At 56.5% G+C, this 25,003-nt stretch carries 20 protein-coding genes; 12 read left to right on the top strand and 8 right to left on the bottom strand.

The genetic code is table 11. From position 1 onward, the window contains the following. Positions 1-208 precede the first annotated feature (208 nt). Genes L383_RS03265 through tamA form a run of 3 tightly spaced genes read right to left on the bottom strand, consistent with a single transcriptional unit; the run spans position 209 to position 6,062 of the window. Positions 209-553 carry a gamma-glutamylcyclotransferase family protein gene (locus L383_RS03265; RefSeq protein WP_014882267.1) on the bottom strand — a complete coding sequence of 115 codons (345 nt, stop codon included), beginning with the start codon at positions 551-553 and terminating at the stop codon, positions 209-211. A gap of 2 nt (positions 554-555) precedes the next feature. Next, entirely contained in the window at positions 556-4,332 is a 3,777-nt protein-coding gene (tamB, locus tag L383_RS03270) for an autotransporter assembly complex protein TamB (RefSeq protein ID WP_023331875.1), read from the bottom strand. Beyond that, complete coding sequence (tamA, locus tag L383_RS03275) at positions 4,329-6,062, bottom strand: autotransporter assembly complex protein TamA (RefSeq protein WP_014882265.1); 1,734 nt, start codon at positions 6,060-6,062, stop codon at positions 4,329-4,331. Before tamA ends, tamB begins: the two co-directional genes overlap by 4 nt. Before the next feature lie 224 nt (positions 6,063-6,286). On the opposite strand from tamA, the gene msrA reads away from it, so the two are divergent. Then, the gene (gene msrA, locus L383_RS03280) at positions 6,287-6,928 is read left to right on the top strand and encodes a peptide-methionine (S)-S-oxide reductase MsrA (protein WP_023331874.1); all 642 of its coding nucleotides are present in this window, start codon (positions 6,287-6,289) and stop codon (positions 6,926-6,928) included. Here msrA and L383_RS03285 read toward each other — a convergent pair whose 3' ends face one another. Next, positions 6,929-7,987, bottom strand: a complete 1,059-nt coding sequence (locus L383_RS03285; RefSeq protein WP_023331873.1) for a LacI family DNA-binding transcriptional regulator — start codon at positions 7,985-7,987, stop codon at positions 6,929-6,931. 193 nt (positions 7,988-8,180) lie between these two features. Here L383_RS03285 and L383_RS03290 point away from each other — a divergent pair, with 193 nt between their 5' ends. The 6 genes from L383_RS03290 (at position 8,181) to L383_RS03315 (ending at position 15,788) form a co-directional block, all read left to right on the top strand. Then, positions 8,181-9,332 carry a Gfo/Idh/MocA family protein gene (locus L383_RS03290; RefSeq protein ID WP_023331872.1) on the top strand — a complete coding sequence of 384 codons (1,152 nt, stop codon included), beginning with the start codon at positions 8,181-8,183 and terminating at the stop codon, positions 9,330-9,332. A gap of 15 nt (positions 9,333-9,347) precedes the next feature. Continuing rightward, positions 9,348-10,532 (top strand): Gfo/Idh/MocA family protein, encoded by a 1,185-nt coding sequence (locus L383_RS03295; RefSeq protein ID WP_014882261.1) that lies wholly within the window; start codon positions 9,348-9,350, stop codon positions 10,530-10,532. Next, positions 10,529-11,596 carry a Gfo/Idh/MocA family protein gene (locus tag L383_RS03300; protein ID WP_014882260.1) on the top strand — a complete coding sequence of 356 codons (1,068 nt, stop codon included), beginning with the start codon at positions 10,529-10,531 and terminating at the stop codon, positions 11,594-11,596. Before L383_RS03295 ends, L383_RS03300 begins: the two co-directional genes overlap by 4 nt. A gap of 12 nt (positions 11,597-11,608) precedes the next feature. After that, positions 11,609-12,628, top strand: coding sequence for a Gfo/Idh/MocA family protein (locus L383_RS03305; protein WP_023331871.1), 1,020 nt, complete (start codon positions 11,609-11,611; stop codon positions 12,626-12,628). 79 nt (positions 12,629-12,707) lie between these two features. Next, a complete protein-coding gene (locus tag L383_RS03310) occupies positions 12,708-14,255 on the top strand; it encodes an MFS transporter (RefSeq protein ID WP_014882258.1) in 1,548 nt (515 codons plus the stop codon). Between the two features lie 195 nt (positions 14,256-14,450). Then, complete coding sequence (locus L383_RS03315) at positions 14,451-15,788, top strand: polyamine export protein PaeA (protein ID WP_014882257.1); 1,338 nt, start codon at positions 14,451-14,453, stop codon at positions 15,786-15,788. Between the two features lie 63 nt (positions 15,789-15,851). On the opposite strand, the gene L383_RS03320 is transcribed toward L383_RS03315, so the two are convergent. Then, entirely contained in the window at positions 15,852-16,058 is a 207-nt protein-coding gene (locus tag L383_RS03320; protein WP_003856054.1) for a DUF1107 domain-containing protein, read from the bottom strand. A gap of 324 nt (positions 16,059-16,382) precedes the next feature. Between L383_RS03320 and L383_RS03325 the strand changes: the two genes are divergently transcribed. Continuing rightward, on the top strand, positions 16,383-16,940 hold the full coding sequence (locus L383_RS03325) for a YtfJ family protein (protein WP_014882256.1): 558 nt from the start codon (positions 16,383-16,385) through the stop codon (positions 16,938-16,940). On the opposite strand, the gene cysQ is transcribed toward L383_RS03325, so the two are convergent. Next, entirely contained in the window at positions 16,934-17,674 is a 741-nt protein-coding gene (gene cysQ, locus L383_RS03330; RefSeq protein ID WP_014882255.1) for a 3'(2'),5'-bisphosphate nucleotidase CysQ, read from the bottom strand. The genes L383_RS03325 and cysQ overlap by 7 nt on opposite strands. Before the next feature lie 190 nt (positions 17,675-17,864). On the opposite strand from cysQ, the gene L383_RS03335 reads away from it, so the two are divergent. Next, positions 17,865-19,814, top strand: coding sequence for a bifunctional 2',3'-cyclic-nucleotide 2'-phosphodiesterase/3'-nucleotidase (locus L383_RS03335; protein ID WP_023331870.1), 1,950 nt, complete (start codon positions 17,865-17,867; stop codon positions 19,812-19,814). A 77-nt stretch (positions 19,815-19,891) separates the two neighbouring features. Here L383_RS03335 and L383_RS03340 read toward each other — a convergent pair whose 3' ends face one another. After that, positions 19,892-20,278 carry a winged helix-turn-helix transcriptional regulator gene (locus L383_RS03340; protein ID WP_023331869.1) on the bottom strand — a complete coding sequence of 129 codons (387 nt, stop codon included), beginning with the start codon at positions 20,276-20,278 and terminating at the stop codon, positions 19,892-19,894. An 84-nt stretch (positions 20,279-20,362) separates the two neighbouring features. Between L383_RS03340 and L383_RS03345 the strand changes: the two genes are divergently transcribed. From L383_RS03345 to L383_RS03355, 3 genes are all read left to right on the top strand, one after another. Continuing rightward, on the top strand, positions 20,363-21,211 hold the full coding sequence (locus L383_RS03345) for an SDR family oxidoreductase (RefSeq protein WP_023331868.1): 849 nt from the start codon (positions 20,363-20,365) through the stop codon (positions 21,209-21,211). An 80-nt stretch (positions 21,212-21,291) separates the two neighbouring features. After that, positions 21,292-22,116 (top strand): AraC family transcriptional regulator, encoded by an 825-nt coding sequence (locus L383_RS03350; protein WP_023331867.1) that lies wholly within the window; start codon positions 21,292-21,294, stop codon positions 22,114-22,116. Positions 22,117-22,191: 75 nt separating this feature from the next. Further along, on the top strand, positions 22,192-23,157 hold the full coding sequence (locus L383_RS03355) for a DMT family transporter (protein ID WP_014882250.1): 966 nt from the start codon (positions 22,192-22,194) through the stop codon (positions 23,155-23,157). Between the two features lie 87 nt (positions 23,158-23,244). On the opposite strand, the gene L383_RS03360 is transcribed toward L383_RS03355, so the two are convergent. After that, complete coding sequence (locus L383_RS03360; RefSeq protein WP_023331866.1) at positions 23,245-24,894, bottom strand: methyl-accepting chemotaxis protein; 1,650 nt, start codon at positions 24,892-24,894, stop codon at positions 23,245-23,247. Between the last annotated feature and the right edge of the window lie 109 nt (positions 24,895-25,003).

The following is a 25,003-nucleotide window of genomic DNA, read 5'->3' as shown; positions in this document are numbered from 1 at the left end:
GACACCTCCAGAGTTATACATAGTATAACTCATTATGGTGCGGATGATGTTTTACCCTTCATCAGCAATGAACGCCACCGGATAACGTAAGTGATGAAAGGATTAGGAATAACGCTCGAAGGAAAAAAGAAAGCAGGAGGAAATTTCACTGTGGGCTGCGAGCCGCCGCACAAAAAACAACGCCACCTTCCGGTGGCGTTGTCGTTTTTCAGTACTGGTCTCTGTCTAACCAGTTACCGCTTACAATCCGCGTTAACCCATCGACCGGACGCTGGTAGACATACATCCACGCACTTCCGTACGGCGTCTGGATCAACTGGCGAGCGTATTCACCGCCCCTGGTGCGCAAGGCATCAAGTTCGGCAAGTGTAGCATTATCAATACGATAAACTTCACCCTGTACTGTTCCTTCGCCGGGAACCGCGCCTGGATAGTGGCCCAGGCTGTACAACTGGTAATTTTCGATATTGTAATTCCCCAGCAGCAGGGCATTGGTCATCCAGTGACTGTTGCCTTGCTTGGTTCGTAAACTGCCGTAGACAAATATTCGCATTGCTAAAACTCAAACTGATAGAGCAGATCAAGTGCCTGGTCTACGCCGGACACTGCTTCCAGATATAGCTTAGGCATCAGGCGATAGCGTAGCGTGAGTGTTGCCAGTGAGTCAAAGATCCCCACACCGTATTTTACCTGCAGACCCGGCAGTACATAGCCACTGACCACCACCTGCGAGGAGTCACCCACGCCCTGGGTGTCCAGCGCCAGATTGCTTACGCCGAACGTCTCGCCGATTTTACCCACAACCTGCCCACTTTGTGCAACCCCCAGGCCGACTAACATTGAGGTCATCGCCGCACTGTCGCTCTGACCGCTGTCCAGACCCTGTCCACGCAGCAGGTAAGAGAGGGCTTCCTGCTGCGACATCGCCGGGTCAGAGAAGATCTCCGCCTTCGGTTCGTCGGCAGAGCCGGTGACGCGTACGCCTGCAATGACGTCGTTTTCCGTCGCTTCAGGGTTACGAATCGCTTCGATGTTCAACAGAGGCTGATCCGGTGGACCGGAGAACAGCAGCTCGCCCTTACGCACAATCAGATCCTGACCATAGGCATGGAAACGCCCTTCAGGAATATTGATCTGCCCGTTCAGGCCAAGCCCTTGTTTATCCTGGGCCACTTTCAGATCGCCCGTGAGCCTCGCCTTCAGCCCAAACGCATCCAACCGCACGTTATTCCCCACGTGTACGATAAGGTTACTATTAATCGGTATGCCAGCGCTCTTCTGTTCGACAGGTTTCAGATTTTCATTGAGCATAACTTCATCACTTGAGACACCGACGGCGCTTTCCGGAACCTCGTGAACCACAATACGCGCCCACGGCACGTCGACGCGCCCGTCCAGGGTGAAGAGGCTTGGCGTCGCCTCAAAGACCACATCCGGCGAGACATCCAGGCGCACCATTGGCGGTACGGTAATGCGCACCTTGCTGCCTTTGGCCGCGATGCGGGCACGCCAGTTATCGAGCTGGCTCCAGTCCGCGTCACCGCTCAGGTTGATTTGCCCCTGCTGCGTTAACACCGAACCGCTCAGGGTCGAGCTCATGCCGTTGAAGTTCATCGCAATCTGGCTGGGCTGCATATCAAACGGCATAAAGTTGCCGTCGATGTCCACGCCGCTGAGGCGCATCTGACCGAATAGCTGCGGGCTTTGCGCGTTGCCGCCCAGACGCAGGTTGGCGTTCAGCATACCCTCGGCTTTCTCCCCGCGGGCGAATATCGGGTTCACCATCGCCAGGTTGAAGTTACGGATATTGACGTTGCCGCCCAGATTACGCCGTCCTTGCGGATCGGTAATTTGTACCTGTCCGTCAAGCTGACCGTTGTTAGTAAGACGGATCAGCCACCCCAGCTCAGCACGGTTGTTATGCAGGTCTGCGCTCAGGTTGAGGGTATCGAATGCCACCGGGAGCGACGCATCATTCACCTCCTGCGTCACCTTCACGTTACGGCCCGAAAGCGTGACGCTACCCTGCGGCAGCCCCTCTTTGGTCGTATCCCAGGCGACATCGGCTTTCCCGCTGAAGACGCCGCTGGCCTGCGTGGTGTCCGGCATAAACGGTTTCAGCATCGCCAGATCAAAGCGGTTGAGGTTTACCTGCGCGTGCCCTGCCGCGCCCGCATCGATGGTCTGCGGCACGCACAGCTCTGCATTCGGGTTGATCCAGCAGTGCGGCCCAATAGCGATCTTTTGTTCAGCATTACGGTAGTCCAGCGAGAGAGAACGTGACAACGCCAGCGGCCCCACCGGCGTGTTGAAACGGGTATTGTCCAGCGTCCCTTTCCAGCGCTCCGCTTTGCGGTCGAAGCTGCCGGTCAGGTGAAGCTGCCCGGAAACCGGCTCACCCTGCACGCGTAGCTGGAGGTCATGCTGTTTTTCGTTCCCTTTGGCGTCCAGGGTGACCAGGTTAATGTTCACGTCCGGCTGAGAAATGCGCTCCACGCGCAGGTTCAGGTTACCGCCGATCTGATCGGTGGATTTCACATCTCCTTCCACGCGGACGCGAGCAACGCTCAGTTCCTGCCAGCGCAGATTATTGGCGGTGATATCCGCAAGGAGCTGTGGCGCGTCGACCGTACCGCGCACTTTCACTAACCCTTTCGCCGTTCCGCCCAGGCCCGGCAGGGCGTTATCCAGGTTCGGCGCGTCGATGGTGGCATCAAGATTGAGATCTTTTACCCCCAGCTCGCCTTTGATATCCGCCGTGTTGCGCCCCAGCGCGACGTGCAGACCCGGGATCACCCACTGCAGGTAGCTGTTGCCTTTCACCGAGCCTTCAACATTCACCTTGTTCTGCTTGACGTTACCGGTGAGCTTGATCTCCGGCACGTCCATCTGCCACGTACCGCCGTACAGGCTACCGCGCGTTTTGATCAGCCCGTCCAGCTTCGACGGCCAGTCCGGCACCTCTTTGGCGGTGTTGATACCCGTCAGCTTCAGTTCGCCCCGCCAGCTGATCGCCTGCTGCCAGTCGAGCAGCGCGGTCAGCTCCGTTTTCCCTTCCAGCGCCGCGACGGTCAGCTTGTCGAGGTTGACCTGCTGTTCGTTGCCCTTCGCATCCAGCGTGATGTTCGCGGGCGGTACGCCCTGTCCCTTCACCGCCGTGTGGAACGAGAGCGTGTAGTCAGTCATCTTGCCGCTCAGCTTCAGCTTCAGGTCATCGGCCTGGAACTGTTTTTCGCCGGTAAACGGCCAGTAAAGCTGCTTGCTGACGACCTCAAGATTGAGCGGCAGCCCGGCTTCCGCCAGCTGAGTCTGCGCGCGCAGAACCATGTCCACCGGGCCGGAGAGATTGACCCCGACGTCCAGCTTATCGCGCAGCGCCCCACCCACTTTGACCTTCACTTTTTCGCCCTTCAGCGGGTCGATGTTGAGCGCGCTGTTCAGCGTGATATCCACCGGCCAGTTGTCGCGCAGCAGGGCGTTACCAGACGCATTCACCGACCCCTGGTTGGTGTCGATATCCAGCGCGTCGAGCTTCATGTTGCCGTCAATGCTGCTGACTTTCAGCAGCATGTTGTAGACGGTCAGGTCGGTATCGCCGGTCAGGCGTAGCTGCTCACCTTTGAACTCCTCAATATTGAGGTTCAGCGGCAGATGAACGTCAGTCATTTCCGGCAGAACAGGCTTCGAGAAGAGATCCTTTAGCGTTTCACCCAGCGGCTTTTCTTCCGGCTGCGGATTCTGGATCTTCGGCTCGACGATCTCTTCCTGCGCCACCTCGGCCACTTTCGGCAGCGCGATCAGCAAGCCCTGCAGTGAGGTTGGCGTCAGGGTCAGGTTTTTCTCCTGCCAGCGCAGGCCGGAGGTGAAATCCATGACGGAAACGGTGGTGTCGTCGATTTTAATATTGACGTTATCGAGCGCCACCCGATAGAGCGCAATCGGGTACGGCGTGGAGAGATTCAGCGGGCCGCTATCCTCTTCTTCCACCGGCGCAGACGGAGGCATTTTCTTCGAATCTATCGCCACGTTAACGTCTTTTAGCGACAGATCATTAACGCACAGCTTGCTGTCACGCAGACAGCCCAGCTTCACCGCGAGGTGAAATTCCCCGGCATTTACCGCCACGCCCGGCTGCTCATAGCGGATGTTCTTCAGACGCAGGTCGCGCCAGCCGCCGGTCACCTGACCTATCTCCAGCCCCGGCACCCAGCGGTTCGCCGCGTTAAACAGCAGATGCAGCCCGGTCGTCGTCCCCACCAGAAACGCCACCGTACCGAGCAGCAGCACGATAAAAATCAGCACCCCGAGGCTTATTTTCTTCCATAAACTCATAATTCAGGCCCCAGACCGATGTAAAACTGTAATCCATGTTCTTCTTTGTCGCCGACCGGAACGGCGAAATCAAGCTTGATGGGCCCGACCGGTGACTGCCAGCGCACGCCTACACCTGCGCCAGTTTTAAAGTCGCTGCGGCGGATATCGCTCACCGCCTCGCCGCCATCAACGAACATGGCACCCCACCATTTTCCGCTGACGTTGTACTGGTACTCCAGCGAGCCAGTGGCCAGCTTGGAGGCCCCGATCAGCTTGCCGTCATCGTCTTTAGGCGCGATAGATTTGTATTTGTAGCCGCGGATGCTGCGGTCGCCCCCGGCGAAGAAACGCAGGTCCGGCGGGACTTTGTCGAAATCGCCGGTTTCAATCCAGCCGAGGTTGCCGCGCATGACAAAGCGGTGTTTGTCATACAGCGTGCGGATCCAGACGTTTTGCGCCTGAATCACCGAGAAATCCACGTCAGAACCCCACATCGTGTTGGAGTAATCGATGGAGTAACGCTGGGAATCCCCCCAGGTTGGCATCAGGCCGCCGCGCGAGCGGGTGCGGCTGATCATCACCCCAGGATAGAGCAGCATGGTGGTGTTGGTGACGTTGGCCTGGGTAAAGTGGTCCAGGCTCCAGCGCAGGTTAATGGCGCGCTGCCAGCCGCTGGAGAGATCCCAGTAGCGGGATACCGCAAGCGTGGTGGAATCGGACTCTGTATCGTTCAGGTCGGTGCGCTTAAAGCCCCCCTGGACCAGATAGTACTGCTCAAGCGGATTTTTCAGCAGCGGCATTTTATAGCTGAAATCAAGCTGCTGCTCCGGTGCAGAGATACTGGCGCTGGTCGTCAGGCTGTGGCCGTATGAGTTCATCCACGGCTTTTTCCAGGTGGCCTTCACGCGCGGGCCGACGTCGGTCGAATAGCCAACACCGGTCTCAATGGTGTTCTCGGTGCGCGGCGAGACAACGCCATGCAGCGGCAACACCTTGGTTTTGCGAGACTTATCAAATTCCGGCGCGACAACCACCGAGTTAAACCAGCCGGTGGCGGAGAGACGACGGTTTAGCTCCGCCAGGTCGCTCGACTGGTAGTAATCGCCTTTTTTAAACGGCACGAGGTTTTGCAGGTACTCTTCACGAATTTGCGAACCTTCAAACGTCACGTCGCCAAAGCGGTAGCGCTCCCCGCTGTCGTAGTCGATGTCCCAGAAGGCCTGGCGTCGCGCCAGCGCGATGCCCAGCTGGCTTTTGTTGAACTGGCTGTCAAAGTAGCCCTTACGCAGGGAAACGCTCGTCAGCTCTTTTTTGAAATGGTCGTAATCGCCATGGTTAAGCACGGTGCCGATCTTCGGCCGCGTGCTGAGCAGATCCAGGTAATCCCGGTCGGTACGCGCCCCGCCGCGCAGGACGACGTTCGTGCCGCCAATCCGTACCGGCTCCCCCGCCGAGACGCGGGCAATAAGCACCTGACGCCCCTTCTTTGGCGGCGGACGGAGATCGAAATCAATGGTGGGTTCGTAATAACCCAGCGCTTTCAGCCCTTCACGGATCGCGTCATCCACGCGCGCGCGAAAACGCCGGTCCGGCGTCACCTCATCACTCTCGATGGTCGACAGCTGCGCACGCACGTTTTTTTCCAGCGCTCCGGAAAGCCCCTCAACCTGCAAACGGACATTCGCCGCGCTGGCAACCCCGCTTGTCAGCAACACACTGACCAAACATAACTGGCGGATTTTTGTCACGTTTTCTCCTGAATATCCCTGTTTCCACCCTGGAAGCAAATGCAGTGCCGCTCCGCGGCAAAATACGGCCTGTTAGCCAAAAACCCACATCACGGGTTGAAAATGGGTGTAACACCCAAATATTTCTTATGATTAAATCTAGACTCATTCAGCGCATTTATTGTGTTCAATTAAACGCGTCGTGACAACCTTAACCGAAACATCGCACCCCGGGAGGCCCCATCGTGAGTTTATTCGACAAAAAGCATCTGGTTTCACAAGCTGATGCATTACCGGGACGCAACACCCCTATGCCAGTGGCAACTTTACACGCCGTGAATGGCCATTCGATGACTAACGTGCCGGATGGAATGGAGATCGCCCTGTTCGCCATGGGCTGCTTCTGGGGCGTTGAGCGCCTCTTCTGGCAGCTGCCCGGCGTATACAGCACCGCTGCTGGCTACACCGGCGGCTACACGCCTAACCCAACCTACCGCGAAGTCTGCTCCGGCGAGACCGGCCATGCGGAAGCGGTTCGCGTGGTGTACGACCCTGCGGTGATTCGCTACGAGCAGCTTCTGCAGGTTTTCTGGGAAAACCACGATCCGGCGCAGGGTATGCGTCAGGGCAACGACCACGGCACACAGTACCGCTCGGCCATTTATCCGCTCACGCCTGAGCAGGATGCTGCCGCCCGCGCCAGCCTTGAGCGTTTCCAGCAGGCCATGCGGGAAGCGGGCGATACGCGTGACGTGACAACCGAAATCACCACCGCGAAACCGTTCTACTATGCCGAGGACGATCATCAGCAGTACCTGCACAAAAACCCATACGGCTACTGCGGTATCGGAGGCATCGGCATCTGCCTGCCGCCTCAACTGGCCTGATCACCGTTCCAGCGCCACGCGAGCCGCGTGGCGCGTTGCATTACAGACCGAGCCGTAATCCATCACTTTTCCCTGCAACAGCAGGTTAAAGACCGGCGCCTGCGGTCGGTTAAGCCGCGTTTGCAGCAGGTGAACGGCTTCAATCCCCAGCTCCCGACAGGGCACCGTCACGCCCGTGACCGGTTTTTCCAGACGGTGCGCCAGGTTCCATGCAAAATCGGTCGTTATCAGTGAAATATCTTCCGGAACGCGCAGCCCGTGTCGGGTTAACGCCCTGACCACCCCTTCCACCATGCTGGTGCTGTTCGGGAAAATCACCTCCGGCCACTGCGATCTATCATGGCTCATCAGCCACGCATCCAGAGCCCGCTCAGCCTCTTCGGCGGTAAACCACTCCGTCACGAGCAAATCACGCTGGGGATCAAAGCCCACGTGAAAATGGCGGTACGCCTCTTTAATGCCGTCCAGACGCGCGTAAAGCGTTTCTCGCCGCAGGCAGGTGAGCGTGAGCACACGCCGATGTCCCTGCTCAAAAAGATACTGCATGGCGGTAAACCCAATCGCCCGGTGATCGGGTGACACGGCATCCAGCTCCCGATCCCGGTCAACGGAATTAATTAACACGCAGGGCTTATTTAACGTGCTCGCCAGTTTAAATATGGTGGAATCATCAGTCCCAATAATAATTATCGCGTTAATATTCTTCTGGCTGGCCTTTTCCATAAATAATTTCACGTCGGCGTGCTGTTCTTCTAATCCACAGCAGCTCACCCACACATTGTGTCGCGCGCAGGCTTCAGTAATCCCTTTTGTGACTTCCAGATAAAAAATATCGCCGCGTCCCTGAAAGGTTCTTTCTGGCGCAAAAACAGCGATACCGTTAATTAACAGTCTGCCGCTCGCCATGGACTCCAGTACGCCTAATTCTCTGGCAGTACGAACGATCGCCTCCCGGGCTTTATCGCTGGTATACGATTTGCCGCTTAATACCCGAGATACCGTACTGACGGAATAGCCCGTCAGGGCCGCAATCTCCTCCATTTTTAACCTGCCCGGCATAGTGTGACCTCGCTCTCATTCAGTTTTTGCAAATATTTGCAGAAACAGCCTTTTGATTTTAAAACCAAATTTCAGAAAGCCTGGAGATTACTTAATCACCTTGCGAGTATTCTCACAAAAACACATTGTCGCTGCGGCTCGCCTTTCCTATTTTCCGGTCATCACTTCTTTTCAACAGAAATTAAGGTGTGACATGGATAAGGTACGTTTTGGCATTATTGGAATAGGTAATATCGGCACGGTCCACGCGCGCTATTTACTGGCGGGTACGGTCAGCGACGCGTGCCTGGCGGCGGTTTGCGATAATGCACCGGAAAAGCACCCGGCCATTCGCCAGCTGGTCGGCAATCTCCCCGTGTTCAGTGACGCCCAGGAGATGATCCAGAGCGGGCTTATCGACGCGGTGATTGTCGCGACGCCGCACTACGAGCATCCGCGCCTGTCGATGCTGGCGATGCGCAACGGCATTCATACCCTGTGTGAAAAACCGGCGGGGGTATACACGGCGCAGGTGCAGGAGATGAACGCCTGCGCCCGGGAGTGCGACGTGGTGTTTGGCATCATGTACAACCAGCGCCCGAACCCGCTTTATCAGAAGGTAAAAGACCTTATCGACAGCGGCGAGCTGGGCGAGATCCGCCGCTCCAACTGGATCATCACCAACTGGTATCGCTCGCAGAGCTACTACAACTCCGGCGGCTGGCGCGCCACCTGGAAAGGGGAAGGTGGCGGCGTCTTGCTCAACCAGGATCCGCATCAGCTCGATCTCTGGCAGTGGCTGGTCGGAATGCCGGTCCGTCTGCGCGCGTTTTGCCAGTTCGGCAAACATCGCGATATCGAAGTGGAAGACGAGGTCACCGCCTATGCGGAGTACGCCAATGGCGCGACGGGCGTGTTTATCACTACCGTCGCGGAAACACCGGGGACCAACCGCCTGGAAATCGTTGGCGACCGCGGCAAGGTGGTCGTCGAAGAGGGGAAACTGCGCTACTGGCGGTTACGTGAATCCGAAACCGCCTTCAATGCCCGCTGGCAAAACGGTTTTGGTGAACCCGAATGCTGGGAGGTCTCCATCCCCGTCGCCCCGGAATGCAGCGAACATCACGTTATTACCGCCAATTTCTCTGCCGCCATTTTGCGCGGCGAGCCGCTGATTGCACCGGGTCTGGAAGGGATCCGCGGGCTTACGCTTTCCAACGCCATGCACCTCTCCACCTGGACAGACGACTGGGTCGACCTGCCGCTCAACGAGAAACAGTATCTGCGCCTGCTTCAGCAGCGTATTAGCACCTCAGTAGCTAAAGAGACCGCCAGCATCACGCTGGACGCCTCTGGCACCTGGTAACAGCGGAGAAACACGATGTTAAATGTCGCTATCGTGGGAACAGGGAATATCTCGCATAACCATATTCAGGGCTATTTGCAGTTTGGTCAGCGTTGCCGGATCGTCGCGCTGGTCGATATCTACCCGGAAAAAGCCCACGAGAAAAAAGCACGCTACGGCCTGACGGATGCCCGCGTGTACGCAAGCCACCAGCAGATGCTGGCGTCAGAGCCCGATGTGGACATCGTCGATGTCTGTACGCCGCCCTATGTTCACGCGGAGATCAGCATTGATGCCCTGCGCGCGGGGTGCCATGTGCTGTGCGAAAAACCGATGGCCGCCTCGCTGGAAGAGTGCGACGCGATGATCGCCGCACAGCAGGCCAGCGGTAAAACGCTCTCCATCATCGCTCAGAACCGCTTTACCGATGCTTTCTGGCGCTTAAAAGCCGCACTGGATTCCGGCCTCGCGGGAAAAATCTGCCATGCGCAGGTGGATTCGTTCTGGTGGCGCGGACACTGCTATTACGACCTATGGTGGCGTGGCACCTGGGAAAAAGAGGGAGGTGGCTGCACGCTTAACCACGCGGTACATCATATCGACGCCATCCAGTGGATGCTCGGCTTCCCGTCGGAGGTCGTGGCAATGATGACCAACGTGGCGCACGACAATGCCGAGGTGGAAGACCTCAGCGCCGCGATCTTCAAATACCCGAACGGCGCGCTCACGCAGCTTACCGCCTCGGTGGTGCACCACGGGGAAGATCAGAAAATCATCATTCAGGGCGATAAAGCGCGTATCTCCGCGCCGTGGCAGGCCTTTGCCAGCGTCAGCGCCGATAACGGCTTCCCACAGGAAAGCCACGATCTGCCGCGAGAAGCGCAACTCAACGCGGTTTTTCACGACACCCGCAAACTCGAATGGACGCTACACAACGGGCAGATTAACGACCTGCTTTATGCCATTGAGCACGGCACGGCACCGTTAGTGGATGGCCTGCAGGGCAAGCGTTCCCTCGAACTGATTACCGCAATTTATAAATCAGCCATTACCCGCACCGTCGTCCCGCTGCCGATTCAGCGCGATGACCCGTTTTACCGTACCGGCGGGACGAACGCCCTCGCCCCCCGTTTTTATGAGAAGTCCGCAAGCGTGGCCAACTTCAGCGAAGTCGGTGCCATCCCCCTGGGAAAAGATCTGGATCGAGGAATGTCATCATGAACAAGAAAGACGGAATGAACTACGCCCCGGTAGGTAAACCGCAGCCGGTTGTCCGGGAAGGTGAATTTGTTTTTGCCGCTGCCGCACTCGACCACGGTCATATTTACGGCATGTGCAACGGCCTGATTGAAGCCGGCGCCACGCTGAAATGGGTGTACGACCCCGACCCGGCGAAAGTGGATAAATTCATCCAGCAATATCCGCAGGCCCACGTGGCGGCGTCGCTGGACGTGATACTCAACGACGACGAGGTGCGCCTGGTGGCGGGTGCGGCCATCCCGTCCGGGCGCTGTGCGCTGGGGCTGAAAGCGATGGCCGCAGGTAAGGACTATTTCACGGATAAAGCGCCGCTCACCACCCTTGAACAGCTGGCCGATGCCAAAGCAATGGTGGCGCAAACCGGGAAGAAATACGCGGTGTATTACAGCGAGCGTCTGCACGTAGAGAGCGCGGTCTTTGCCGGACAACTGGTGCAGCAGGGCGCGATTGGCCGCGTCGTGCAAACCCTGGGAACCGGTCCGCACCGGGAAGGGACCGGTCGTCCGGAGTGGTTCTACGATCGTCGCGACTTCGGCGGCATTCTCTGCGATATCGGGAGCCATCAGATTGAGCAGTTCCTTTTTTATACCGGCAACAGCGACGCCTCGGTGGTGGCAAGCCAGGTTCGCAACGTTAAACACCCGCAGTATCCCGCCTTCGAAGATTTCGGCGACGCGATGCTGAAAGGGGAAAACGGTGCCAGCGGCTATTTCCGCTGCGACTGGTTTACGCCAGACGGGCTGTCAACGTGGGGCGACGGTCGTCTGACCCTGCTCGGCACCGAAGGCTATATCGAAATCCGCAAATATGTCGATTTAACCCGCGGCGAGCAGGATGTGGTTTACCTGGTGAACAAGGAGGGAGAATTCCGTTATCCCGTCGCCGGGCAGGTCGGGTTCCCGTTCTTTGGTGAACTGATCCTCGACTGCCTGCACCGGACCGAAAACGCCATGACGCAGGCGCACGCCTTCAAGGCGGCGGAGCTTTGCGTAAAGGCTCAGATGCTGGCCAACGCGACGGCATAACGGGAGGCAACGATGACGATCCTGAACACAGCGGTTATCGGTGCCGGCGCGATTCACCGCTGCCATGTGAATGCATTACGCCAGATCCCCAACGTCGCGCTGCGCGCGCTGGTGGATATCGACAGCGTTAAAGGACTGACGCTGGCGATGGCCTATCAGTGCCGTTTTTATCAGGATTACCAGGAAATGCTGCTGGATGATGCCATCGACGTGGTCCATATCTGTACGCCGCATTTCGAGCATAAACGTATGATTCTGGCGGCGCTCGCCGCCGGGAAGCATGTGTTCTGCGAAAAACCGGTGGGGATGAACAGCAGTGAATTCGGCGATATCGTCCAGGCAGTCGAGCAGGCGCCGGGCCTGCTCGGCGTTTGCTATCAGAACCGGCTCAATCCCACCAGCCTGCGCATCCGACAGGAGTTAAGCGAGGGCGGGCTGGGGAAGATGCTCGGCATGAAAGCGGTGCTGACGTGGTCGCGGTCGGGCGCCTATTACACCGAAAGTCCGTGGCGTGGACGGCTGGCAACGGAAGGCGGCAGTCTGCTGATCAACCAGGCGATCCATACCCTCGACCTGATGCAGTGGTTCGCTGGCGGGGTCACGCGCCTGAAAGGCGTGGTGGAGAGCGGTGAGCTGGCGGACGTAACCGAAGGGGAGGACAGCGCAATGGCGACGCTGCACTTTGCTAACGGCGCGCGTGGCCTGTTTTATGCCAGCAACTGCAATACCACGGATTCCCCCCTCTGGCTTGAGATCCATTGCGAACGGGGTTCGCTGCTGCTCAATGACAATGTGCTCTGGCGCATTACCCCGGGCGAACGTCGCAAGCTGGCAACCGATGATTCTCCTGACGGCTCGGTCAAAAGCTACTGGGGGCTGGGACACCAGCAGGCGATCCGCCGTTTTTATCATGCCATTCATCACCCGGAAACGGACTACACCGATATCCATGCTGCCGGGAAATCACTCACCCTTGTGGAGGCCCTTTATCGCTCATCTCAATTAAGAAAATGGATAGATATCAATAATTAGAACGTAATGTGTCGTCCAGCAGTAAATAAAAAAACGACCTGAAACACAGGTTAATCATTACCCTACACTGGATATTATTATGGTCAAACCAACTGAACGTAGAGTTGGTTACGGCGTAGCGCTTGGCTACGGCGTAACCGATCTGTTTGGCGGGGGCGCTTTTGCCATTATCGGCACCTGGCTGCTCTTTTTTTACACCACCTATTGCGGACTCTCAGTGATTGAAGCGGGTTCAATATTCGCCATTGCCCGCGTTATTGACGCACTCCTCAGCCCCATTATGGGATACGTCACCGATAATTTCGGTGATACCTGGCTCGGACGTAAATTTGGCCGCCGCCGCTTCTTTTTATTACTCAGCTCACCGCTCATGTTTTTGTATGCCCTGCTGTGGATGACGGACATGGGCTACTGGTACTATCTGGGCACCTATCTCTCGATTGAACTGCTGTCGGCGATGGTGCTGGTCCCGTGGGAAACGCTGGCAGCGGAAATGACAAACCGCTATGAAGAGCGTAGCCGCCTTTCCGGCGTGCGCATGATCTGCTCTCAGCTCGGGGGGTTTCTTGCGGTTTCCGTCCCCGGCGTCATTATGCAGTTCACGGGTAAAGATAATCCGTTTACCTATACCCTTACCGGGCTGATATTTTCCTGCGTATTTTGCATTGCGGTATTTATTACCTGGTACACCACCTGGGAAGCCAAAGATGTGCAGCAAGAGTCCGATTTTAAAGTGGATAACCAGCGCAGCAGCGGGATACTCAATCACCTGAAATATCTGGTTCTGGATCTCTTTTCTTCATTCCGCATTCGCGCGTTCCGGCTGCATATCATTATTTATATCTTTTCGTTTACGGCGATGGACGTATTCGGTTCGGTCTTTACCTATTATGTCGTGTATTGCCTGAGCCAGGATGCGGCAGCGGTATCTGGCTGGCTGAGCATTGCGGCCTTCGCCTCGGTGCCGGGCACATACGGGTTTATGCTGTTGCTGAACCGGCTGAATGTGACTCCTTCCGCCGCGCTCCGCCTCTCCTACGGCTGTATTTTCTGCGTGCTGGTATTCCTGTTTACGGTCTACCTTACCGAAACGCAGGTGCCGACGCTGCTGTTCTCGGCGGTCTTTATCTTGCTGGGTGCCGCCCGCTCCGGCCTTTACTACATTCCGTGGAATATCTACAGCTTCATTCCGGATATCGACGAGATGGTGACGCAGCAGCGACGCGAAGGGATTTTTGCCGGTGTGATGGTCCTGACCCGCAAAAGTACCGTGGCTATTGCCATCATGATTATTGGTCTGGTGCTGCAGGAGTCCGGTTTCGTGAAAGGCAGTGGCGCACAACCGGAAAGCGCGCTGGGGGCCATTATCGGCCTGATGATTTTTGCCACCGCGGCGCTTCTGGCGGTGAGTTTCTTCACTACCTACAAGTTTAAGCTCACCCGCGAGACGCATAAGTTGCTCCTCAAGGAGATTGCCCGACGGAAACTGGGCGGAGATTACCGCGACTGCGACGCCAGGACTCGGGTGATCATCAAGCAGTTAACCGGATACGAGTATGACCAGGTGTGGGGAGGCGACGCCACACGACAGACGGTGGGAAGCGCCCATTTATCTCCCGTGAAATAACCGCACAGACCGGTCAGCACTCCACTGTCCGGTCTGTTTTTATGCCAAAATGTGACCTCTGGCAGATTTACATCTCTTTACGCTATACTACCCGCTGAAATAATCAGCTCAACGCTACGGGCTGACGTTCTACGTGTTTTCACACAAATGGTATCAATTCCCCTTCTGAGGATCTGGCGAGAAGCCGGATAAACTATGTTAAACAGTATTTTAGTAATACTTTGTCTGATTGCCGTCAGTGCATTTTTCTCGATATCGGAGATTTCGCTGGCCGCCTCCCGTAAAATCAAACTGAAGCTGCTTGCTGATGAAGGCAACATCAACGCCTCCCGCATTCTCAAAATGCAGGAGAACCCCGGCACCTTCTTCACCGTGGTGCAGATTGGCCTGAACGCGGTCGCCATTCTCGGCGGTATCGTGGGCGATGCAGCGTTTTCGCCGGCGTTTTACAGCCTGTTTGTGCAGTACATGTCCGCCGAACTGGCCGAGCAGTTGAGCTTTATTCTCTCCTTCACGCTGGTTACCGGCATGTTCATCCTCTTCGCTGACCTGACCCCGAAACGCATCGGTATGATTGCGCCAGAAGCTGTGGCTTTGCGTATCATCAACCCGATGCGCTTCTGCCTGTTCGTGTTCCGTCCGCTGGTATGGTTCTTCAACGGCCTGGCAAACGTGATTTTCCGCATCTTCAAGCTGCCCATGGTGCGTAAAGACGACATCACCTCTGACGACATCTATGCGGTGGTGGAAGCTGGCGCGCTGGCCGGGGTGCTGCGTAAGCAGGAACACGAACTCATTGAGAACGTATTCGAACTGGAATCCCGTACCGTGCCCTCTTCCATGACGGGCCGTGAAAGCATTATCTGGTTCGATTTGCATGAGGATGAGCAGAGCCTGAAGAACAAAGTGGCACAGCATCCGCACTCTAAGTTCCTGGTCTGTAATGAAGATATCGACCACATCATCGGTTACGTCGACTCCAAAGACCTGCTCAACCGCGTGCTGGCAAACCAGAGCCTGGCGCTCAACAGCGGCGTGCAGATCCGCAACACCCTGATCGTGCCAGACACCCTGACGCTCTCGGAAGCGCTGGAAAGTTTCAAAACCGCCGGGGAAGACTTCGCCGTCATCATGAACGAATACGCGCTGGTGGTGGGGATCATTACGCTGAACGACGTGATGACCACGCTGATGGGCGACCTGGTGGGCCAGGGGCTGGAGGAGCAGATTGTTCAGCGTGACGATAACTCGTGGCTGATTGATGGCGGTACACCGATTGAAGACGTCATGCGCGTGCTGGACATCGACGAGTTCCCGCAGTCCGGTAATTACGAAACCATCGGCGGCTTTATGATGTTTATGCTGCGCAAAATCCCGAAACGTACCGATTCGGTGAAGTTCTCCGGCTACAAGTTTGAGGTGGTGGACATTGATAACTACCGCATCGACCAGCTGCTGGTGACGCGCATCGACAACAAACCGACCGTGCTGGTGCCGCGGATGCCTGACGCAGAAGATAAGGTGTCGGCGTAAGACCCATATACATCAACGGCTCCCATTGGGAGCCGTCTTTTTAACTACTGCATAGCACGTTGGTTAAGCCATCTCAGTTTGCAGACGCATAACCTGACGGTTGACTTCGGACATCACAGACAGGTGCTGTTTGTCCTTCACTTTTGGGATAAGGATCTTGCCCTTATCAAATTCAAAAGCGCCAACATCCTTGATGTACAACCGTCCACGGAACAGGATCTTCACGTACTTCGCCACTTGAAGCGGGTTGTAGCGTTGGAAAATTTTCATTCTTGTATCTCCTGCGAATCATACGCTCTTGCGGTGCCACAATCAGCCCGACTGTCCTGAGCGCAAATTTTGATGCCCAATGACTATAGACCAGAACTACGGTGTTACCCAGTGTGCATAAGTTTATTTACCGTTTGATTACAATTATTCAGAATAATCTTTGCAAAGCGTGACTGAGAGCAGTATAAGCCGTCGTTTTTTCATGGATATGTGCGTTCACCCGCAAACTGGCATTGGGATTGCGGGAAAACCACATTGATCGCACTTATCATTAAAAGCGTAAGACCAAGTGGTCGGATCACCTGCAAACAATAAGGAAACGCCATGACCCTACGTAACATCCTTGCAGCAGCTTGTCTGCTGCTGCCCCTGTGGGCTTGCGCTCACAACATTGAAAAAGGACAACGTGTCCCGCCAGTCGGCATTGCTGACCGGGGAGAATTGATTCTCGACAATGATAAGTTTAGCTATAAAGCTTGGAATAGCGCGCAGCTCGCAGGCAAAGTGAGAGTTGTACAACATATTGCCGGTCGTACATCTGCAAAAGAGAAAAATGCCAACCTGGTGGAAGCGATCAAGGCCGCAAAATTCCCGCACGATCGCTACCAGACCACCACGATTGTGAACACCGATGACGCGATTCCCGGCTCCGGGATGTTTGTGCGTTCAAGCCTTGAGAGTAATAAGAAGCTCTATCCGTGGTCGCAGTTTATCGTCGACAGCAACGGAGTCACCCGTAAGGCCTGGCAGCTGGAGGAAGAGAGTTCCGCGATTATCGTGCTGGATAAGGAAGGTCGCGTCCAGTGGGTGAAAGACGGCGCGTTGACCCAGGAAGAGGTGCAGCAGGTCGTCGCCCTGCTGCACAAGCTGTTGGCTCAATAAATCGAGACGCGGAAGCCGGGGTTGAGGAAGGATTCACGCGGGGTATAGTCCAGCGGCTTGCCCTGCCAGTCATGAACATGCGCCCCGGCGGCCGCAGCAACCGCGTGCCCTGCCGCCGTATCCCAGACGTTAGTCGGCCCAAAGCGCGGATAAAGCTGCGCCTGTCCTTCCGCCACCAGGCAGAATTTCAGCGATGAACCAATCGACGTCGTCTGGTGTTCCCCCAGCTGCTGCAGGTACTCCTGCAGTTCACTGTCGCTGTGCGAGCGGCTAATCACCACCAGCGGTGGGCGCGCATCGCGCACCTGGATCTGCTTACGAACGCCGCACTCCTCCTTCCAGGCTTTACCTTCCGCCGCGCTGTACATCACCTTCATCACCGGGGCGTAAACCACGCCGAGCACCGCCTTTCCCTTTTCAATCAGGGCGATATTAACGGTGAACTCCCCGTTGCGCTTGATGAACTCTTTGGTACCGTCCAGCGGATCGACCAGCCAGTAGCGCTGCCAGTGCTGGCGTTCATCCCAGCTCTGCGGCGCTTCTTCAGACAGAACGGGGATGTCCGGCGTCAGCGCCTGTAAACCGTTCATAATGACCTTATGCGCAGCGATATCCGCCGCCGTGACCGGGGAGTCGTCCGCTTTACTGACGACCTCCATCGGTTTTGCACCGTCATACACTTGCATGATGGCATCCCCCGCATCCCGTGCGAGTTGACAAATTTTATCTAGCATTCTCCACCTCTTTGTTAACGCAGTGAGGTTAACTCATTGTTTTAGTTATATCGTAATGTGAACAATTCCGCTATCTGTGAAGCAATTCCGGTTTCAGTACGCTTTTTTCTGTCAGGATTCACATTTCTGTAAGCAACACGCTATAGATACATACTCTTTTGTGGCATGGATCGAAAAAAGGACTCCTCTGATGATTAAGTTTAGTGCAACGCTTCTGGCGACGCTGATTGCAGCGAGCGTGCAGGCGGCGACGGTAGATCTGCGTATTCTGGAAACGACCGATCTGCACAGCAACATAATGGACTTCGATTACTACAAAGATACCCCTACCGAAAAATTCGGTCTGGTCCGCACGGCAAGTTTGATCGATGCCGCGCGCGGTGAAGTGAAAAATAGCGTGCTGGTGGACAACGGCGATCTTATTCAGGGTAGTCCACTCGGGGATTACATGGCCGCGAAGGGGCTAAAGAAAGGCGAGATCCATCCCGTTTATAAGGCGATGAATACGCTGGATTATGCCGTCGGCAACCTGGGCAACCACGAATTTAACTACGGCCTGAAGTACCTGCACGATGCGCTGGCTGGCGCAAAATTCCCCTACGTTAACGCCAACATCATCGACGTTAAGACGCAGAAGCCGCTCTTTACCCCCTATCTGATTAAAGAGACCGAGGTTGTCGATCGGGACGGTAAAAAACAGACGCTTAAAATCGGCTATATCGGCTTCGTGCCGCCGCAAATCATGACCTGGGATAAAGCCAACCTCGACGGTAAAGTGACCGTTAACGATATTACCGAAACTGCGCGCAAATACGTGCCGGAAATGCGCGAAAAAGGGGCCGATCTGGTGGTGGTGGTTGCGCACTCGGGACTCTCCGCCGACCCGTATCAGGCCATGGCGGAAAACTCCGTTTATTATCTGAGTGAAGTCCCGGGCGTCGATGCGATCCTGTTCGGCCACGCCCACGCGGTCTTCCCGGGTAAGGACTTTGCCAGCATTAAGGGCGCAGACATCGAGAAAGGGACGCTCAATGGCGTGCCATCGGTGATGCCGGGCATGTGGGGCGACCACCTTGGGGTGGTGGATCTGGTACTCAATAACGACGGCGGCAGCTGGAAGGTCACTCAGTCAAAAGCAGAGGCGCGTCCGATTTACGACGCTGCGGCTAAAAAATCACTGGCCGCTGAAGATAAAAAACTGGTCGACGTGCTGAAGCACGATCACGACGCCACCCGCGAATTCGTCAGCAAGCCGATCGGCCAATCCGCCGATAATATGTATAGCTTCCTGGCGCTGGTGCAGGATGACCCAACCGTTCAGGTCGTCAACATGGCGCAGAAGGCCTATGCCGAACACTTTGTTCAGGGCGATCCGGATCTGGCAAAACTGCCGGTGCTGTCTGCCGCTGCGCCATTCAAAGTTGGCGGGCGTAAGAACGACCCGGCAAGCTATGTCGAAGTTGAGAAAGGCCAGCTGACGTTCCGTAACGCCGCCGATCTCTATCTCTATCCGAACACGCTGGTGGTGGTGAAAGCGACGGGTAAAGAAGTGAAGGAATGGCTGGAGTGCTCTGCCGGACAGTTTAACCAGATCGATCCGAAGAGCAGTAAACCGCAGTCGCTGATTAACTGGGATGGCTTCCGAACCTATAACTTTGACGTGATCGATGGCGTGAATTATCAGATTGACGTTACCCAACCCGCGAAATATGACGGCGAGTGCCAGGCCATTAACCCGCAGGCCGAGCGCATCAAAAACCTGACCTTCAACGGTAAGGCGATCGATCCGAATGCCACCTTCCTGGTGGTAACCAATAACTACCGCGCCTATGGCGGTAAGTTTGCCGGTACGGGAGATAACCACATCGCCTTTGCTTCACCGGACGAAAACCGCTCGGTACTGGCGGCGTGGATCAGTGCTGAGTCGAAGAAGGCGGGCGAAATTCACCCGGCCGTGGATAACAACTGGCGCCTGGCACCGATCCACAGCGATACGAAACTGGATATCCGCTTTGAAACGTCACCGTCCGATAAGGCCGCCGCGTTCATTAAGGATAAGGCGCAGTATCCGATGAAGAAGGTGGCGACCGATGATATTGGCTTCGCGATTTATCAGGTTGACCTAAGCAAGTCGCGGTGATTGTGTCGGGTGGCGCTTCGCTTACCCGACCTACGAGATCGGGTAGGCCGGGTAAGGCGAAGCCGCCACCCGGCATGTCACGCCGCCCGATCGTCCCGATTCGCCATCACCTTCGGCGTATTCACCTCAATCCAGTCCGCCAGCGCAGCCACTTTCTCACTGACCTCAATCCCCATCGGCGTCAGGCTATACTCTACGTGCGGCGGCACAACCGGATATGACACGCGATCGACAAACCCGTCCTGCTCCAGCGCCTGAAGCGACTGGGACAGCATCTTTTCGCTTACCCCGCCCATTTTGCGGCGCAGATCGCTGAAGCGATGCGTTCCCTGACGCAGGGCCAGCAGAATCAGCACGCCCCAGCGGCTGGTAACGTGTTTGAGCACCTCCCGGGAAGGACACTGTTCCGCAAAGAGGTTGCCATCGCGCATTTGTTCGCTGAGTGTCGGTATCGTTGTTTTCATACTTACCTTTTTGTACGTACTTACTAAAAGTTAGCTATGGTGCTAGTGTGCCATAACACCAGACAAACACGAAGGAGATTCATCATGATTGCGATTACCGGCGCTACCGGCCAGCTTGGCCAATACGTTATTGAAGAACTGCTGAAAACGGTTCCGGCAAACGAGATTGTCGCCATTGTCCGTAACCCGGCGAAAGCCGACGCCTTAAGCCAGCAGGGAATTGTAGTTCGTCAGGCGGATTACACGAACGAAGCCGCCTTCACCGCCGCGCTGAGCGGCGTGCATAAGCTGCTGCTGATCTCCTCCAGCGAAGTCGGCCAGCGTGCAACCCAACATCAGAACGTCATTAACGCCGCCAAAGCCGCTGGCGTGAAATTCATCGCCTACACCAGCCTGCTGCATGCGGATCGCTCCCCGCTGGGCCTGCACGTTGAACACGTCGAGACGGAGAAAGCGCTGGCGGCGTCCGGCATTCCTTATGCCCTGCTGCGCAATGGCTGGTATACCGAAAACTATCTGGCAAGCGCGCCACCGGCGATTGAGCATGGCGTGTTTATAGGTGCGGCAGGCGAAGGCAAAATTGCCTCTGCCACCCGTGCAGACTACGCCGCCGCCGCAGCCAAAGTGATCGCTGAAGAGGGTCATGCTGGCAAGGTATATGAACTGGCTGGCGACCACGGCTGGACGCTGAGCGAGCTGGCGGCTGAACTCAGCAAACAGAGCGGGAAGCCGGTGACCTATCAGAATCTCAGCGAAGCCGATTTTGCCGCCGCGCTGAAGGGGGTGGGTCTGCCTGCGGGGCTGGCGGATATGCTCGCGGACTCCGACGTGGGTGCATCCAAAGGCGGCCTGTTTGACGACAGCCATACCCTGAGCACACTGATCGGCCGCCCGACCACGCCGCTGGCGGAGAGCATTAAAGCCATTCTGTAATTGTTACAGATTGGTTATTTTTTGTGGCATCCCCTCGGGTCATCTCTGATAATGAAGCGATGACCACGAGGAGGCTCAACGTGCAAGGCGTACCGGAACAGTTCATTGATGAGAGAGACAGCGCGCGCTTTCGCCATCTGGCGCAGGTGCCGGGCATCGAACTCTATCACGCGCATATTTCCCGCTACGCCTTTGAGCCTCACACCCATGAAGCCTTCGGGATCGGCACGATTGAAACCGGTGCCGAACGTTTTCGCTATCGCGGTACCCAGCACCTCGCGCCGGAGAAATCCGTCGTTACCATGAACCCGGACGAGATCCACACCGGGGAATCCGCCACCGAAGGCGGCTGGCGCTACCGGATGGTTTACATCGAACCTGACCTGCTGGAAGAGGTAACCGGCCTCCGGCACTGGTGGTTCAGCGAGGTGACCCGTTTTGACCCCCAGCGCTCGCAGCAAATCGGCAGGCTCATCTATGGCCTGTGGCATACGGACGATCCGCTGGCGCAAAAAGGATTATTGCTGGATCTGATTGAGACCTTTCAGCCCCTGGCCCATCACGCGCCGGTGGTTCAGGAAGGTGCGCACCGCTTCGAACGTGTGCGTGAGTATCTGCATGACAACTATATGCACTCCCTGACGCTGGATGAGCTGGCCAACGTCGTTTCGCTCAGTCCGTATCATTTTCAGCGCCAGTTCAAAGCCCATTTCCACGTTACGCCGCACCAGATGCTGATGGCTATCCGCCTGTGGCGCGCCAAAGCGTTCCTCACCCATGGCATGCCCGCAGCTGAGGTCGCTGCGGCGACCGGGCTGACCGACCAGTCACATTTGACCCGGGCATTTACCCGCCGCTACGGCATTACGCCCGTGCGCTACCAGAAGCAGGTCACCCGGCGCTAATGCGCAATCTCATACAATACGCGCGCATTTGCCCCTCCTACACTGAGCGCAACGTGAAGCAATAGGGATGGAAAAATGATTAGTGGCGTGTTGTATGCCCTGCTGGCAGGGATGATGTGGGGGCTGATTTTTGTTGGCCCGCTGATCGTGCCCGAATACCCGGCAATACTGCAGTCGACCGGACGTTATCTGGCGCTGGGGCTGATAGCCTTACCTCTGGCATGGCTGGGACGCGCGCGCCTGCGTCAGCTTAGCCGTCAGGACTGGCGCACCGCGCTGGCGCTGACCATGATGGGCAACCTCATCTATTACGTTTGCCTGGCGAGTGCCATTCAACGCACCGGGGCCCCGGTCTCGACCATGATTATCGGCACACTGCCGGTTGTCATCCCCATCTTTGCTAACCTGCTCTATAGCCACCGCGATGGCAAACTGGCGTGGCCAAAAATGGTGCCTGCGCTGTTGTGTACCGCCGTAGGGCTAATATGCGTCAATATTGCCGAGCTGCGTCATGGGCTGGAGGACTTTGATCTGTGGCGTTACGGCTCCGGCATTCTGCTGGCGTTCGTTTCCGTGGCGTGTTGGGCATGGTATGCCCTGCGCAATGCACGCTGGCTGCGTGAGAACCCGGACAAGCATCCGATGATGTGGGCGACGGCTCAGGCCCTGGTTACGTTGCCCGTTTCACTGCTGGGATATGTTGGAGCGTGCCTCTGGTTAGGCCATCAACAGCCCGATTTCGCCCAACCCTTCGGACCCAGACCGTGGGTATTTGTTGCCCTGATGGTGGCGATTGCAGTGCTGTGTTCCTGGGTGGGCGCGCTGTGCTGGAACATTGCCAGCCAGAAACTGCCAACGGTGATCCTGGGGCCGCTGATTGTTTTCGAAACCCTGGCCGGGCTGCTTTATACCTTCCTGATGCGCCAGAGCGTACCGCCTGTATTAACGGCCTGTGGGATTGTGTTGCTGGTCGTTGGGGTGGTGATGGCGGTGAGAGCGAAGCCGGAAAAACCGAGGGTTGTGTCAGCATCAGAAGTGTGATTTTTGCCGGGTGGCGGCTACGCCTTACCCGGCCTACACGGAGCGATTTTGTAGGCCGGGTAAGCGTCAGCGCCACCCGGCACCAGGTTAAAACGTTTCCCAGTTCGCTTCAGGCACGCTCGCTGCGGGCTGCGCTTTCGGCACGTAGGTTTTCACCGGCGCGGCTTTGACCGCCTGATTACGGGTAATTTTAAACACCGCCACCGCGTCATTCAGGCGTGCAGCCTGATCTTCCAGCGCGGCCGCCGCGGCCGCAGATTCCTCGACCAGCGAGGCGTTCTGCTGGGTCACGCGATCCATTTCAGCCACCGCCTGGCCCACCTGGTCGATACCGCGGCTCTGCTCGTCAGAGGCTGAGGCGATCTCGCCCATAATGTCCGTCACGCGGGTGACCGCATTGACGATCTCCGCCATCGTCGCCCCGGCTTCGTTAACCAGCTGCGAGCCGGCGTTCACGCGCTCGCCGGAATCGTCGATCAGCGCTTTGATCTCTTTCGCCGCCTGAGCACTGCGCTGGGCGAGGGTACGTACTTCCCCTGCGACCACCGCAAAGCCACGGCCCTGTTCACCTGCACGCGCAGCCTCTACCGCCGCGTTCAACGCCAGAATGTTGGTCTGGAAAGCAATACCGTCGATTACGTTGGTAATTTGCGCAATTTTACTGGAACTGGTGGCGATTTCGTCCATCGTGCGCACGACACCTTCCACCACGTTCCCGCCCTTCTTCGCCGTTGAGGAGGCATCCAGTGCCAGACGGGAAGCCTGACGGGCGTTATCGGCGTTCTGCTTCACGGTGGCCGTCAGCTGTTCCATGCTGGCTGCCGTTTCTTCCAGGGAAGCCGCCTGCTGCTCAGTACGGGAAGAAAGGTCGTTACTCCCGGCAGAAATTTCACCGGCTCCGGTGTAGATGGTGTCGGCACCTTCACGCACCACGCCAACGGTGTTCGCCAGCGAGGTCTGCATCTCCTGCACGTTGCGCGCCAGGATCGCCATTTCGTTCTTACCGTCAGCCTGAATCGGCTGGGTTAAATCCCCTGCCGCAATGGCGCGAATATGGTTGATCACCTCTTCCAGAGGCAGCAGCAGCACGCGTCGCATGGCGATCCAGCTGGAAATAATCACCACAATGACCAGCAGCATTACCGCAGAGAGGATCCACAGAATGCGTTTGTAGTCGCTTTCATTGTCCTGGATGCCTTTATCGGTAAGCGTTGCCTGTGCTTCGCGCCACTCGCGATAAACCGCCTGCATCGCAGTCTGTTTTTGCTCAGCGTTCTGCTTGAACATGTCTTCCAGATTGCCCTGGCTCAGCAGCACGTTCATTTGCGTCAACGTGGCGGAGTATGTGCGGTACTGCTCTTCCAGCCGATCGGCCAGTTTTTCATCCAGGCCCGGCGTTTCTGGCAGCGCGTAGTATTTATCGTAATGAACCTGGGCATCTGCGAGCAGGTTTTTCGCCGTGTTAACCAGCTCGTTCAGCTGTCCGCCGTTAATCTGAGAGGCCATGCTGCTTTGCAGACGCAGCATCCCACGGTTCAGCGTCACGCGCGCCTGGTTCAGGCTGATCCACGCATCGGTAAACTCCGCCACATTCTTGCTGGAGAGCTGCGACACGGTGAAATTGTCTTTATCGTTGTTCAGCGCGTTGATAAAGATCCCCGCGGAAATCACTTGCATGATGCCGAGTACAAGCAGCACCGAAATAAGAAGAGTAATAACTTTTATACGTTTAAACATACGTTGCCTTTGTTATATGCAGGTTTGTCTGACGTGGATATATCGGCAGGCAAGGCGGGTTGTTTACTGTTTCTCCACCTTTAAAAACTTTCTAAACCACTTTCCTGAG

This window comes from Enterobacter sp. MGH 37, from assembly GCF_000534515.1.
Lineage (GTDB): Bacteria > Pseudomonadota > Gammaproteobacteria > Enterobacterales > Enterobacteriaceae > Enterobacter > Enterobacter kobei.
Note: the sequence above shows the minus strand (reverse complement) of the source record. Positions and strands in the feature narration are given on the sequence as shown.